This is a genomic window from Streptomyces cavernae, from assembly GCF_004023625.1.
Lineage (GTDB): Bacteria > Actinomycetota > Actinomycetes > Streptomycetales > Streptomycetaceae > Streptomyces > Streptomyces cavernae.
In genome coordinates this window covers 1-15,626 of record NZ_RPDJ01000086.1, presented here as the reverse complement: position 1 = coordinate 15,626, position 15,626 = coordinate 1, and the positions used below count along the sequence as shown (strand labels likewise).

Here is a 15,626-nt window from a genome sequence, read left to right as displayed (position 1 = left end):
CGACGACTCCAACAACAACCGCTGCTGCGGATCCATCGCCAACGCCTCACGCGGCGCAACACCAAAGAACCCCGCATCAAACCCCGCCACACCCGCCAAGAACCCACCACGACGGGTGTCGCTGGTGTAGGGCCCGTTCGGTGTGTTGAGGGCGTCCAGGTCCCACCCGCGGTCGTCGGGGAAGTCGACGATGCCGTCACGCCCCTCGGACAGCAGGGTCCACAGCGCCTCGGGCGAGTCGACTCCACCGGGGAAACGGCAGGCCATGCCGACGATCACGACCGGGTCTTCCGACACCGCCACCACAGCCGACGAGGACGCTTGCGTGACCGCGCCGCTCAACTCGCCGTACAGGAACTCCGCCAGAGCCAGCGGAGTGGGATGGTCGAACACCGCGGTCGCCGGCAACCGCACCCCGCACTCCGCGCCCAGCACATTGCGCAACTCCACCGCGATCAGCGAGTCCACCCCGAGGTCACGGAACGCACGGTCGGCCGGAACCGCCTCCGGACCGGAATGACCCAGCACAGCAGCCGCACGCGCACGGACCGTGTCGAGCAGTTCGGCGCGCTGAGCCTGCGCGGTGAGGCCGGTGAGCCGTTCGCGCAGGGCGGTCGTCGGGCCGCGCCGTTCGGCCGGGGTCCTGGGCGCGGCGTACAGCTCGCCGAGGAGCGGGCTGGTGCGTACGGAGGCGAAGGCGGGGCCGAACCGGGGCCAGTCGACGTCGGCGACGAACGGTGCCGGGACAGGTGAGGCGGCGCAGACGGCGAGGGCGTCGAGGCCGGTCGCGGGGTCGAGGAGGTTCACACCTCCGCGACGCTGCCGGTTCTCGGCCGAGGCGTCGGCGGCCATGCCGCCACCGGCCCACGGACCCCAGGCGATCGAGGTGGCGGGCAGTCCCTCGGCACGGCGCCGCTCGGCGAGCGCGTCCAGCATGGCGTTGGCCGCGGCGTAGTTGGCCTGGCCGGCGGATCCGACCGTGCCGGCGAAGGAGGAGAAGAGCACGAACGCCGAGAGATCGCGGCCACGGGTCAGTTCGTCCAGGAGGAGGGCCGCGTCGACCTTGGAGCGTACGACCGTGTCGAACTGCTCGGGGGTGAGAGAGTCGAGGACGCCGTCGCCGAGCACTCCCGCGGTGTGGACCACGGCGTCCACCGGGTGGTCCGCCAACAGCCGACGAACGGCCTCACGGTCCGTCATGTCACAGGCGACCACGGAGACTTGGGCGCCGATGGCGGCGAGATCGGCCTGGAGTTCGGCGGCGCCGGGTGCCTGGGCGCCGCGCCTGCTGGTCAGCACGAGGTGGCCGGCACCCTGTTCGGCGGCCCAGCGGGCCACACGGGCGCCGAGCGCGCCGGTGCCGCCGGTGATGAGGACCGTACCGCTGGGCAGCCAGGGGGTGTCCGGTTCTTCGGTGACGGGAACCAGACGGCGGGCGAGGACGCCCCCGGCGCGCACGGCGAGCTGGTCCTCATCGAACTCGGCGCCGGTGCCGGTGCCGGTGCCGGTGCCCGTGCCCGTGCCGGACAGCAGGGCAGCCAGTCGGGAGGCGGTGCGGCGGTCCAGTGTCTCGGGGAGGTCGATGAGACCGCCCCAGCGGTCGGGGTGTTCGAGCGCCGCCACGCGGCCCATGCCCCACACGGCGGCCTGGGACAGGTGCGGTGACGCGTCGGCGCGGCCCGTGGTGACCGCTCCCCGGGTGAGGGTCCACAGGGGCGCGGTGATATCGGTGTCACCGAGCGCCTGCACGAGGAGGGCGCAGGCCAGAACGCCTTCCGGGGTTCCGGGGCGTTCGTGCGGGGACAGCGCGAGGGCCGACACAACTCCGCTGACGGGGCTGTCCCCTGCCGCTGAGGCCAGCAGACCGGCGAGCGTCTCGCGGTCGGCGTCGGCGGGGCACGGCACGGTGACGAGGTCGGCGGTGCGTGCGGCGAGTGCCTCGGTCAGGGCACCGTGCCAGCCGTCGTCGTCGAGGGCGGCCGGAGTGACGAGCAGCCAGCGGCCGGCCAGCCGCGCCTCGCCGGGCAGGCCGGCGACGGGGCGCCAGGTCACCTGGTAGCGGTGACCTCCTTCGCCGTGACCGCTTTCGCGGTGACCGCCTTCGCCGGCTGTCGCTGCGGCACCGTCGGCGCGATAGGAGCGTTCGAGCCAGTAGCGGTCGCGCCGGAAGGCGTACGTGGGCAGGTCGACGCGCCGTGCGCCGGGCAGGAGCGCCGACCACTCGGGGGTGCGTCCGTGCACGTGGAGGCGGCTGACCGCGGCAGCCAGGGTCTCGGGCTCGGAGCGGTTCTTGCGGAGCGTGGGGACGAACAGTGCGTCCTCGTCGCCCGGTACGCAGGACTCGGCCAGGGCGGTGAGGGTGCCGTCCGGGCCGATCTCCATGAACCGGGTGACCCCGTGCCCGGCCAGCCACTCGATCCCGTCGGCGAACCGCACCGCCTGGCGCACATGGTTCACCCAGTACTCCGCCGACTCCAACTCACCGGCCGCGGCGACCTGTCCGGTCACATTCGACACCACCGCAAGCTCCGCCGACGCATAGCTCACGCTCTCCGCCACCACACGGAACTCATCAAGCATCGGCTCCATCAGCGGTGAGTGGAACGCATGACTGACACGGAGACGCGACGTGCGGCGGCCCGACGCGGACAACTCCCCCGCCACCGCCGACACCACGGCCTCAGCACCCGAAATCACCACCGACCGCGGCCCGTTCACCGCCGCGACCGACACCTCCGCCTCCCTGCCCACGAGCAGGGGGGCGACCTCGTCCTCGGATGCCTCCACCGCGAACATCGCACCACCAGCAGGCAGTCGCTGCATCAGACGACCACGCGCCGACACCAGACGGCACGCATCCTCCAACGACAACACACCCGCCACATGAGCGGCCGCCAGCTCGCCGATCGAGTGACCCACCACGAAGTCCGGGCGCACCCCCCACGACTCCACCAGCCGGAACAACGCCACCTCGAACGCGAACAACGCAGGCTGCGCCCACTCCGTCCGGTTCAACACCTCCGCATCCGCATCCGCGCCGCCGAAGACCACCTCACGTAAGCCGCCGTCCAGATACGCGCACACCGCGTCGAAAGCCTCCGCGAACACCGGGAAGGAGTCGTAGAGTTCACGCCCCATCCCCGGCCGCTGCGCCCCCTGACCCGAGAACAGGAAAGCGAGCCTGCCGTCGCCCTTCGCCCGGCCGGTGACGGTGCGGCCGGCGTTCCGGCCCTCGGCGAGGGCGGCGAGACCGGTCAGCAGCTCCGTGCGGTCGGTGCCGAGGAGGACCGCGCGCTGCGGAAGCGCCGCGCGCGTGGTGGCGAGGGACCAGGCGAGGTCGTAGAGGTCCGTGTCGGGGTGGTCGGCGAGGTGGGTGCCGAGGCGCGCGGCCTGTTCACGCAGGGCGTCCTCGTCGTGGCCGGAGAGCACCCAGGGCAGCAGGGGCGGGTGGGCGCGGGCGCGGTCCTCGGCGGCGGGTCCGGAGGCACGTTCTGAGGCGAGTTCGAAGGCGGGTCCGGCGGTGGGTTCCGCGGCGGGCCCGGCGGCGGATTCGGCGACGGGGGCCTGTTCGATGACCGCGTGGGCGTTGGTGCCGGAGACTCCGAAGGCGGATACGGCGGCGCGGCGCGGACGGTCGGCCTGCGGCCAGTCGACGGCCTCGGCCAGGAGCCGGACGTTGCCCGCGGTCCAGTCGACGTGCGAGGTCGGTCGTTCGACGTGGAGGGTGGGCGGGAGTACACCGTGCTGGAGGGCCAGGACCGTCTTGATGACACCGACGACGCCCGCTGCTGCCTGGGTGTGGCCGATGTTGGACTTGGCCGAGCCGAGCCAGAGGGGGCGGTCGGCGTCGCGGCCCTGGCCGTAGGTGGCGAGCAGGGCCTGGGCCTCGATGGGGTCGCCCAGGGCGGTACCCGTGCCGTGTGCCTCGACGGCGTCGATCTCGGTGGCGGGGACGCCCGCGTTCGTGAGGGCGGCGAGGATGACGCGTTGCTGGGAGGGGCCGTTGGGTGAGGTGAGACCGTTGGAGGCGCCGTCCTGGTTGACGGCGGAGCCGCGGACGACGGCGAGGATCCGGTGGCCGTTGCGGCGGGCGTCCGACAGCCGCTCGACGACGATCACTCCGGCGCCCTCGGCCCAGCCGGTGCCGTCCGCGTCCTCGGAGAACGCCTTGCAGCGGCCGTCGGAGGCGAGGCCGCCCTGCCGGCCGAACTCGGTGAAGGCGCCGGGGCTCGACATGACCGTCACACCGCCGACGACGGCGAGCGAGCACTCGCCGGAGCGCAGGGACTGTGCGGCCAGGTGGAGGGCGACCAGGGAGGAGGAGCAGGCGGTGTCGACGGTGACGGCGGGGCCCTCGAGACCGAGGGTGTAGGCGACGCGGCCGGAGACGACGGACATGGAGGTGCCGGTCAGCAGGTGGCCGCGGACGTCGTCGGGGACCTCGCGCAGTCCGCTGGTGTAGCCCTGGTCGCTGCAGCCGACGAAAATGCCGGAGCGGCTGCCCCGCAGGGAGGCGGGGTCGATGCCCGCGCGTTCGAAGGCCTCCCAGGTCGTCTCCAGCAGCAGGCGCTGCTGCGGGTCCATGGCGAGTGCTTCGCGGGGCGAGATGCCGAAGAAGGCGGGGTCGAAGCGGTCGGCGTCGAAGACGAAGCCGCCCCGGCCGCGGTCGCCGCCGGTGGCCGCGTCGGTGCCGAGGTCCCAGCCGCGGTCGGCGGGCCAGTCGGTCACCGCGTCGACTCCGGACACGAGCAGGTCCCAGAAGTCCTCGGGCGAGCGGACGCCGCCGGGGAGGCGGCAGCTCATGCCGACGACGGCGATGGGTTCGTTGTCCTTCGACTCCAGCTGGCGGAGCCTGCGGCGGGTCTCGTGGAGATCGACGGTGAGTCGTTTGAGGTAGTCCCGAAGCCGCGCTTCATTCGTCATGGACTGCCCCCATGCTGTTGTGGTGACGGAACGGTCGTGCCTCGAGCGGCTTGGACAGCATGTCCCGCGGACAGACCGGTTCCGGAGCCCTGGCCGGGTTGTTTGGGGAAACCCTTGGAAATCACCGACGGGTCCTCGAAGACACAGCGGAGCGGCGGTGCCCGGCGACGTTCGTCGCCGGGCACCGCCGCTCCGTGTGCCGGTGGGGCCTTGCCCCGTATCCCCAGCACGGCTGCGCGTGCCGGTCGGACCATGTCAGTCGTACGGGGGTGGGGCGCCCTTCTCCAGGACGGTGCGCAGGGCGCAGAAGGACTGCTGGAGGGCGGCGAGGGCCTCGCCGATGCGCCAGGCCGAGCGGTCCCGGGGCCCGACGGCGTTGGAGACGGCGCGGATCTCCAGTACCGGGGTGTCGTGTACGGCGGCGGCCTCGGCGACACCGAAGCCCTCCATGGCCTCCGCCCCGGCGTCGGGGTGTGCGCGTGCGAGGGCGCGGGCGCGCTCGGCGGTGCCGGTCGCGGTGGAGACGGTGAGGACGGACGCGCGGGTGGCACCGAGGGCGCGGGCCACGGCCGTGCCGAGCCGGGGCGGGCAGGCGTGGGCGGCTCGGCCGAAGCCGAGGGTGTCGATGGGCAGGAAGCCCTCCGGGGAGTCGGCGCCCAGGTCGGCGGCGACGATGCGGTCGGCGACGACGACGGCGCCGACGGGCGCGTTGGGTGCGAAGCCGCCGCCGATGCCGGCGGCGACGGCGAGGTGGTAGGGCTCGCCGCGCAGGGCAGCGGCGGTCAGGGCGGCGCCGGCGGCGGCCGCCGCGGCGGCCGGGCCGACTCCCGCGGCGAGCAGGTCGGCGCGCAGCGGGCCGGGGGCGTTGCCGTCGCCGGTGCGTCTGAGGACGTGGCCGGGCAGGGTGAGTTCGGTGGGCGGCGCGGCGGGGTCCAGGCCCCTGGCCGCTGCTTCGCGTTCCGCGGTGACGGCGGTCACCACGAGCAGCCGCACGGGAGTCAGGGGAGTCATGACGGAATCTGTACGCGGCCGTGGTCGCCGATCACGAACCGGTGTGCGGCGGGCAGGCGTGGTGCGAGGGTCACCTGGACGCTGCGGCCGATGAGGGAGGCCTCGATGCGGCGGATGCGGTCGAAGGACGCGTCCCGCAGCACGATGGAGAACTCGATTTCGCTGGCCGTGATGCGGCAGTTCTCGGCGACGGAGGTGGAGGGGCCGATGTATGAGTCGGTGATGACGCTGCCGGCGCCGATGACGGCGGGGCCGACGATGCGCGAGTTGCGGACCACGGTGCCGGCCTCGATCCGGACGCGTCCGATGATTTCGCTGGCCTCGTCGACATAGCCGTCGATACGGGTCTCCAGGCGTTCCAGGAGAGTGCGGTTGACCTCCAGCATGTCGTTGACGTTGCCGGTGTCTTTCCAGTACCCGGTGATCACGGTCGATCGCACGGTGAGTCGCTGGTCGATCAGCCACCGGAGCGCGTCGGTGATCTCCAGTTCGCCGCGCGCGGAGGGAGTGATGGCTCGTACGGCGTCGTGGACTCGGGAGGTGAAGAGGTAGACGCCGGCGACGGCGAGGTCGCTCCTGGGGTGCCGGGGTTTCTCCTCGAGGTCGACGACGTTGCCGCTGTCGTCGATGACGGCGACGCCGAAGGCGGTGGGGTCCGGGACTCGGGTGAGCAGGATCTGCGCGTCGCAGCGGTCCTTGCGGAACTCGTCGACGACGTCGGTGATCCCGTCGAGGACGAAGTTGTCGCCGAGGTACATGACGAAGTCGTCGTCGCCGAGGAAGGGCCGGGCGATGAGGACGGCGTGGGCGAGGCCGAGGGGTTCGCTCTGCGGGATGTAGGTGACGTCGAGGCCGAACGCGGAGCCGTCGCCGACGGCCGCCTTGATCTCCTCGGCGGTGCCTCCGACGATGATGCCGACTTCGGTGATGCCGGCTGCGGCGATGGCTTCGAGGCCGTAGAAGAGGATCGGTTTGTTGGCGACCGGCACCAGTTGTTTGCTGGAGGTGTGGGTGATCGGCCGCAGTCGCGTACCGGATCCCCCCGCGAGCACGAGAGCCTTCACAGTTCCATCCAGGTGACGAGGGCTGATCGGCCGGTGGCCGCCGGGGCGTCCACTCGGCCGTGTGGGGTGGCGGGGCCGCCCGGCCGGGCGGCCCCGCCGTCGGGGTCATGCATCGCCGAGTTCGGTCTCCAGGAACCGGCGCAGTTCGTCGTCCGACACCTCGTCCGGGTGGCCGGTGCCGGCCGCCTGCGGCACGGAGGGTGCGGCGGCGTCGAGTTGGACGAGCAGCCGCTGGAGCCGGCTGCGGAGTCCGTCGTGCAGTTCGTCGTGCGGTCCGGCTTCGGCCAGCACCTGCTGGAGCTCTCCTTCCAGGTGGTCGAGTCGCGCCAGCACGGATCCGCCGGCGGCACGGGCCGTGGCGGGTGCCGTGGGGGACGCGTGGGCGGGTGCGGGCGCCATCCTGGTCAGCAGGTGGTCGGCGAGTCCCGCGGGGGTCGGGTAGTCGAACAGCAGGGTGGCCGGGAGCCGGACGCCGCTGAGGGAGCCGAGCCGGTTGCGCAGTTCGACGGCGGTCAGGGAGTCGAAGCCGACTTCGAGGAAGCCCCGTTCGGGGTCGATGGTGTCGGCTGTGTCGTAGCCGAGGACGAGGGCGGCCTGGGCGAGCACCGTGTGCAGCACGGCCCCTTGGCGCTCGTGCTCGGGCAGGGCCGCGAGGCGGTCCCGCAGGCCGTCGCCGGACTGCGGTGCGGTGCCGTCGGCGGCCGGGCCGCCCGCTTGTGCCACCCGTGGGGTGCGGGCCTGGACGAGGTCGCGCAGCAGGTGCGGCACGGATCCGTCGGAGGCGCGCAGGGCGGGCGGGTTCAGTGCGGCGGGCGCGAGGAAGGCGTCCGGCGTGCCGACTGCGGCGTCGAGCAGTGCGAGGGCGTCGGGGGTGTCCATGGGCCTCAGGCCGCCGCGTTGCACGCGGCGCCAGTCGGCCTCGCCGAGCTTGCCGGTCATGCCGCTGCGTTCGGCCCACAGACCCCAGGCCAGGGACAGCGCCGGGTGTCCCTCGGCGCTCCGCCGGACGGCGAGGGCGTCGAGGAAGGCGTTGGCCGCCGAGTAGTTGCCCTGTCCGACGCCGCCGAAGGTGCCGGCGAGCGAGGAGAACAGGACGAGTGCGACGGGACCGCGGTCCCGGGTGAGTTCGTCGAGGTGTACGGCGGCGTCGGCCTTGGCCCGCAGTACGGTGTCCAGCCGTTCGGGGGTGAGGGACTCGACGACGCCGTCGTCGAGGACACCGGCGGTGTGCACGACGGCGGTCAGCGGGCGGTCGGCCGGGAGTCCGGCGAGGAGTGCGGCGAGGGCGTCGCGGTCGGAGACGTCGCAGGCGGCGACCGTCACCCGCGCGCCGTGGCCGCCGAGTTCCTCGACGAGCGCGTCCATGCCGTCGGCGGCGGCTCCGCGCCGGCTGACCAGGAGCAGGGAGCGCACCGCGTGGACGGTGACGAGGTGGCGGGCCACCTGCCGGGCGAGCACTCCGGACGCCCCGGTGACCAGGACCGTTCCCGATGCGTCGAAGCCACTGAGGTCTGTGGCCCGCAGGTCCTGGGCTCGGGTCAGGCGCGGGGCGAGTGCGTCGCCGCCACGCAGGGCGGTCTCGGGTTCGCCGCCGGCCAGGACCGCGGGCAGCAGGGCGAGGGAGGCGGCGTCGCCGTCGTGGTCGAGGAGGCCGAAGCGGCCCGGGTTCTCGGCCTTGGCCGTACGGATCAGCCCCCATACGGCGGCCTGCGCCGGATCGGTGGAGGCGGCGTCGGTGGTGCCGGTCGCCATGGCGTTGCGGGTGGCGAAGACGAGCCGTGCCGGGGCGAACGTCTCCTCCCGCAGCCAGTCTCGGGCCAGTTCGAGGGCCCGGTAGGTGGTCTGCCGTGCGGCGTCGGCGCGGTCCTCGGCGTCGGCGGTCGCGGGCAGGGCGACCACCACGGTCCGCGGCATCGGCGCGCCGGCGGCGACCTCGGCGCGCAGGGCGTCGAGGCTGTCGTGGCGGGTGACCCGGCCGGTGTCGCGTCCGCCCCGGCCGGCCAGGGTGTCGTCGGCGCCGACGAGGGCCCAGTCCGGGGTGGTGCCGTTGTGCGTCTCGGCGGGCACCCAGCGCACGCGGTGAAGTCCGGCGGCGCCGGAGGGGTGTGACCGCCGGTTGCGGTCGACGGGGCGCAGGGCGAGCCCGGTGACGTCGGCGACGGGTGTGCCCGTGGTGTCGGCGACGTGGACGCCGTACCGCTGGTCTCCCTGCGGGGTGAGACGTACGCGGAGTGCGGCCGGCCCGGCCGCGGTCGCCGTCACTCCGGTGAAGGCGAAGGGCACGACGGTGGGTTGGTCGGCGTCGGCGGCGAGTGCCACGGTGTGCAGGGCGGCGTCCAGGAGGGCGGGGTGGACGGTGAAGTCCTCGGCGCGCTCGTGGTGTGCGCCGTCCTCCGGGGCGATCTCCGCGTACACCTCGTCGCCCAGGCGCCAGGCGGCGCGCAGTCCGCGGAAGGCGGGGCCGTAGTGGAACCCGTTCTCGGCGATCCGGTTGTACAGCCCGGACACGTCGAGCGGTTCGGCGCCGGCGGGTGGCCACACGGTCGCGTCGAGGCGCTCTGGCGGGTCGGCCTTCTCGTCGCCGAGCGTGCCCGTGGCGTGCCTCACCCAGGGCAGGACCGCCTCGTCGTGGGTGCTCAGGGGTCGCGCGTGCACGGTCAGTTCGCGGGTCCCTGAGCCGTCGGAGGGGGAGACGGTGGCCTGGAGCTGTACGGCGCCGGTGGACGGCAGGACGAGCGGCTCTTCCAGGGTGAGGTCGGCGACCTGTGCCGCACCGGCCCGCTCGCAGGCCGTCAGGGCGATGTCGAGGAACGCGGTGCCCGGGAAGAGCACCGTGTCGCCGAGGGCGTGGTCGCGCAGCCAGGGCTGGCGGTCCACGGACACGGTGCCGGTGAGCAGCACACCGTCCGAGCCGGCCAGCGGTACGGCGACGTCCAGCAGCGGGTGCCCCGCGGCCTCCAGGCCCGCGTGGGCGACGTCCCGGGTGCCGGGAGTCGCCTCGAGCCAGTACCGGCTCCGCTGGAAGGGATATGTCGGCAGGTCGACACGGCGTGCCCCCAGCGGGGCGAGCAGCGCGGCCCAGTCGGGTGCGTGGCCGCGGGCGTGCAGCCGGGCGAGCCCGGCGGTGAGGGACTCGGCCTCGTCGGTGTCGCGGCGCAGCAGCGGGACGAGGGTGGCGTCGCCGGTGACGCAGTCGCCGGCGAGGGCGGTCAGCACGCCGCCGGGGCCGATCTCGACGTAGGTGGTGACGCCCTGTTCCTCCAGGGTGCGCACGCCGTCGCTGAAGCGGACGGTTCCGCGGACCTGGCGTGCCCAGTGGACGGGGTCGCCGGTCTCGTCCTCGCCGTACGGGCCGCCGGTGACGGCGGAGACGACGGGGAGGGCCGGCGTTGCGTGCCGTAGGTGTGCGGTGAGGTCGGCGAACTCGTCGAGCATGGCGTCCATGCGGTGCGAGTGGAAGGCGTGGCTGACGTTCAGGCGTCGGGTCTTGCGGCCCTGGGCGGCGAGTGCGTCGGCGACGGCGGTCACCGCGTCCTCGTCTCCGGAGACGACGGTGGCCAGGGGGCTGTTGAGGGCGGCGATCGCTGCCCTGCCCTCGTGTCCGGCCAGCAGCGGCAGCACCTCCTGCTCCGACGCCTGTACGGAGACCATGGCGCCGCCCGTCGGCAGGGCCTGCATGAGGCGGCCCCGGGTGGCGACCAGCAGGCAGGCGTCCTCCAGGGGGAGCACCCCGGCGACGTGCGCGGCGGCGATCTCTCCGACGGAGTGGCCTAGGACCACGTCGGGCTTCAGGCCCGCGTTCTCGACGAGCCGGAACAGCGCCACCTCCAGGGCGAACAGGCCCGCCTGGGTGTAGGCGGTCTGATCGAGGAGTGCAGCCTCGGGGGTCCCCGGCTCCGCGAACAGGATGTCGCGCAGGGGGTGTTCGAGGTGAGGGTCCAGGTGCGCGCAGACGGTGTCCAGGGCGTCGGCGAACGCGTCGTACTCGGCGTAGAGCCTGCGTCCGGTCCCCGGTGTCTGCGTGCCTTGGCCGGAGAAGAGGAACGCGACCTTGCCGGAGCGTGCCCGGTCCACCGTGAGGCGTGGGTGTTCCCGTCCTTCGGCGAGTGCGGTCAGGGCCTCGGTGAAGGAGCCGAGGTCGTCGGCGACTACCGCGGCCCGGTCCTCGAAGGCGGCCCGTCCGCGGGCCAGGGACAGCGCGATGTCGGCCGTGCTCGCGGTGTGCGGCGACGCGAGGTGGTCGAGCAGACGGCGTGCCTGCTCGCGCAGGGCGGTCGTACCGCGGGCCGACAGCAGCCACGGCACTACCGGCGCCGGGGAGGCCGGCGTGATCGAGGTGTCCGGCACGTCTCGGTCCGCCCCGGTGGACGGCTGACCGGCCGCAGGCAGCGCACCGACGACCCGCTCCGGCTCCCGTTTCCGCTCCGGCTCCTGTTCCGATTCCTCTTCCGGTTCCTGGAGGATGACGTGGGCGTTGGTCCCGCTGACGCCGAAGGAGGAGACACCGGCGCGGCGCGGGGCGTCGCCCCGGTCCCACGCGCGCTCCTGGTCGAGCAGGCGCACCGCGCCCGAGGACCAGTCGATGTGCGGCGAGGGGTTGTCGGCGTGCAGGGTGCGGGGCAGGACGCCGTGCCGCATCGCCATCACCATCTTGATGACCCCGGCGACACCTGAGGCGGCCTGGGTGTGGCCGATGTTGGACTTCAGGGCGCCGAGCCACAACGGACGGTCCGCAGGCCGGTCCTGCCCGTACGTCGCGAGAAGGGCCTGGGCCTCGATCGGGTCGCCGAGCCTGGTGCCGGTGCCGTGTGCCTCGACGACGTCCACGTCGGCGGGAGTCAGGTCAGCGGAGCTGAGTGCCTGACGGATGACCCGCTGCTGCGCGGGCCCGTTGGGGGCGGTGAGCCCGTTGGAGGCGCCGTCCTGGTTGACGGCCGTACCGGCCACGGTCGCGAGGACGGTGTGGCCGTTGCGGCGCGCGTCGGAGAGCCGCTCCAGGAGCAGCAGGCCGACGCCCTCGGCCCAGCCCGCACCGTCGGCGTCGGCGGAGAACGCCTTGCAGCGGCCGTCGGGCGAAAGGGCACGCTGCCGGCTGAACTCGACGAAGGTGTCCGGTGTGGAGATCACCGTGACGCCGCCCGCGAGGGCGAGGCCGCACTCCCCCGACCGCAGTGCCTGTACGGCGAGGTGCAGGGCGACCAGGGAGGACGAGCAGGCCGTGTCGACGGTGACCGCCGGGCCCTCCAGGCCGAAGGTGTAGGCGATGCGGCCGGAGGCGACACTGCTCGCGCTGCCCGTGGCGAGATAGCCCTCGAGGCCGTCGGGCGCCTGCCCGGCCCGGGATCCGTAGTCGTTGTAGTTGGAGCCGATGAAGACGCCGGTCTGGCTGCCCCGGACGAGCCCGGGGTCGATCCCCGCCCGTTCGAAGGCCTCCCACGACGTCTCCAGCAGCAGCCGGTGCTGGGGGTCGACGGCCACGGCCTCACGGGGTGAGATCCCGAAGAAGCGAGGGTCGAACTGGTCGGCGTCGTAGAGGAATCCGCCGTGCCGGGCGTAGGTGTGGCCGGCCTTGTCGGGGTCGGGGTCGTAGAGGGCGTCCACGTCCCAGCCGCGGTTGTCGGGGAACGGAGCGATGGCGTCCGTACCGTCGGCGACGAGGCGCCACAGTTCCTCGGGCGACCGTACGCCGCCGGGGAAGCGGCAGCCCATGCCGACGATGACGACCGGGTCGTCGGCCGGGGCCTGCGGACGGGCGGGGAGAGCGCCCGCCATGGTGGGACCGTCCGCGGCGGCGCCGTCGTCGCCGAACAGTTCGGTGTCGAGGTGGGCGGCGAGCGCGGCGGCGGAGGGGTGGTCGAAGGCCATGGTGACGGGCAGCCGCAGCCCGGTGGCCTCGGCGAAGCGGTTGCGCAGCTCCACGGCGGTCAGCGAGTCGAAGCCGAGGTCGCGGAAGGCCCTGCCCTCGGGCACGGACTCGGCATCGGCGTGACCGAGCACCGCCGCGGCTTGCCGGCGGACCTCCGTGAGGAGCGCCGCGCGGCGCTCGGCCGGGGCCAGCCGGCGCAGCCGCGCCGGCAGCGGCGGCCCGTCCTGCGTTGCGGTGTCCTTGTCGGCGTGCTCGCCCCCGGCCGTGGCGGACCGATGGGCCTCGGGGAAGTCACGCAGTGCGGCGAAGGCGCGGACGGTGACCAGTTTCCAGTCGACGTCGGCGACGACGAGGAACTCCTCGCCCTCGTCGAGGGCCCGCTGCAGGGCGGACACCGCCAGTTCCGGGTCCATGGGCGGCACACCGTCGCGGCGGAGCCGCTGGGCGACCTCCTCGCTGACCATGCCTCCCCCGGCCCAGGTGCCCCAGGCGATGGATGTCGCCGGCAGCCCGTCGGCGCGCCGCCGGGCGGCGAACGCGTCGAGGAAGGCGTTGGCGGCCGCGTAGCTGCCCTGACCGGACCTGCCGAGCGTGCCCGCCATGGAGGAGAACAGGACGAACGCGGAGAGGTCGAGGTGACGGGTCGCCTCGTGGAGGGCCAGGACGGCGTCCACCTTGGGGCGCAGGACGCCGTGGGCGCGCTGTGGGGTGAGTCCGTCGATGACACCGTCGTCGATGACACCGGCGGTGTGCACGACGGCCGTCAGGGTGCCGCCTCCGGGCAGGTCGTCGACCAGTCGGCGGACGGCCTCCCGGTCGGCGACGTCACAGGCGACGACATGCGTCCGGGCGCCCAACTCGGCGAGCTCGGCGACGAGTTCGGCGGTTCCGGGCGCTTCGGGGCCGTGGCGGCTCACCAGCACCAAGTCTTCGGCACCGCTCCGGGCCAGCCAGCGGGAGACGTGCCGGCCGAGGCCGCCGGTGCCCCCGGTGACCAGGACCGTTCCGCTGGGCGTCCAGGCCGGTCCGTCCAGGTGCGGGCCGTCACCGGCCCGGACGAGCCGGCGGGCGAACAGGCCCGACGGGCGCAGCGCGACGTGGTCTTCGTCGAGGACGCCCGACAGGGCCGCGACGAGGCGCCGCCCGGCGCGCTCGTCCACGGTCCCCGGCAGGTCGATCAGGCCACCCCAGCGCTGCGGGTACTCCATCGAGGCGATCCGGCCGAGGCCCCAGGCCATGGCCTGCACAGGGCTTTCCAGTGCGTCGTTGCGGTGCACGGAGACCGCGCCGCGCGTGGCGCACCACAGGGGCGCGTCGAGTGATGCGTCGCCGAGCGCCTGGAGCAGGGTGGTCATCAGGACGAGGCCGGTGGGCAGGGCGCACTCGTCGGCCCAGGGCCGTTCGTCGAGAGCCAGCAGGGAGAGCACGCCGCGCACGGGCCCGCGGGACGCCTCCTCCCTCAGGAGGTCTGCGAGCCGTTCACGTTCGGCCTCCGGGGCACCTATGACGAGGGTGCGTACGCCGGCTGCCCGCTCCCCCACCGTTGATGTGACGCCGCGCACGACGTCGCTGTCCTCGTGCCCCTCGGGGACGACGATGAGCCAGGTGCCGTCGAGGGTCGCCGTGGACGCCGCGTGTTCGGGCTTCGGTCGCCACATGATGCGGTAGCGCCAGCCGTCGAGGGTCGAGCGTTCCCGCCGGTTCCGGCGCCAGGCCGACAGGGCCGGTACGACCGCGTCCAGGGACTGGACGTCATCGAGGCCGAGGGTCTGGGCGAGGGTTTCGACGTCGCCGCCCTCGACCGACTCCCAGAAGCCGTCGTCGGCCAGATCGACCCCGCCGAACAACACCTGATCGGCGAAGGGCCCGGTCGGCTCGGGCAGGTCCAGCCAGTACCGCTGCCGCTGGAAGGCGTATGTCGGCAACTCCACCAGGCGCGGCGCGAGTTCGTCGAACGCCGGGCTGAAGTCCACCGCCACACCGTGCGCCCACGCCTCACCCAGCGACGTGTACAGGCGCGCCAGACCACCCTGGCCGCGACGAAGGGTGCCGGTCACCAGAGCATCGGATCCTGCTGCCTCGACGGTCTCCTGCACGGGAACGGTCAGGACAGGGTGCGGGCTCATCTCCAGGAACGCAGCATGCCCGGAGTCCGCCAACTCCCGTATCGCTGGTTCCAGTTGTACGGTGCGGCGCAGGTTGGTGTACCAGTACTCGGCATCCGTGACCGCCGCGTCCACCCACCGGCCCGTCACCGTCGAGAAGAAAGGCACCTCGGGCACCCGCGGCTCGACCGGCGCCAGAACCTCCAGCAACTCCTCACGAATCGCCTCGACATGAGCCGAATGCGAGGCGTAGTCGACCTCGATCCGCCGCGCACGCACCTCCCGGGCGGCGGCCTGCTCCACCAGCTCATCCAGCGCATCCGCGTCACCGGAGACCACGATCGAGGTCGGACCGTTCACCGCGGCCACCGACACCCGACCACCCCAAGCGGCGACAAGCCCCTCGGCCTCCTCCAGCGCCAACGCCAGAGAGACCATCCCACCCCGCCCCGCCAACGCCGTGATCGCCCGGCTGCGCAACGCCACCACCCGCGCACCGTCATCAAGACTCAGCGCACCCGCGACGACCGCCGCGGCGATCTCCCCCTGCGAATGACCCACCACCGCAGCCGGCCGCACACCGAACGACTCCCACACCGCCGCAAGCGACACCATCACCGCCCACAACACCGGCTGAACCACATCCACCCGATCCAA

At 73.4% G+C, this 15,626-nt stretch carries 4 protein-coding genes; all 4 read right to left on the bottom strand.

Annotated features, from left to right (window positions below):
• Positions 1-4,923 (bottom strand): type I polyketide synthase (locus EF387_RS45335; RefSeq protein ID WP_128382422.1); only part of this gene is annotated, 4,923 nt, incomplete at its 3' end.
• A 255-nt stretch (positions 4,924-5,178) separates the two neighbouring features.
• Positions 5,179-5,916 carry a futalosine hydrolase gene (locus EF387_RS45330; protein WP_128382421.1) on the bottom strand — a complete coding sequence of 246 codons (738 nt, stop codon included), beginning with the start codon at positions 5,914-5,916 and terminating at the stop codon, positions 5,179-5,181.
• A 14-nt stretch (positions 5,917-5,930) separates the two neighbouring features.
• Positions 5,931-6,998, bottom strand: coding sequence for a glucose-1-phosphate thymidylyltransferase (locus EF387_RS45325; RefSeq protein WP_128382420.1), 1,068 nt, complete (start codon positions 6,996-6,998; stop codon positions 5,931-5,933).
• A 105-nt stretch (positions 6,999-7,103) separates the two neighbouring features.
• Positions 7,104-15,626: SDR family NAD(P)-dependent oxidoreductase (locus tag EF387_RS45320; protein WP_420802711.1), on the bottom strand; the 8,523-nt coding region annotated here is incomplete at its 5' end.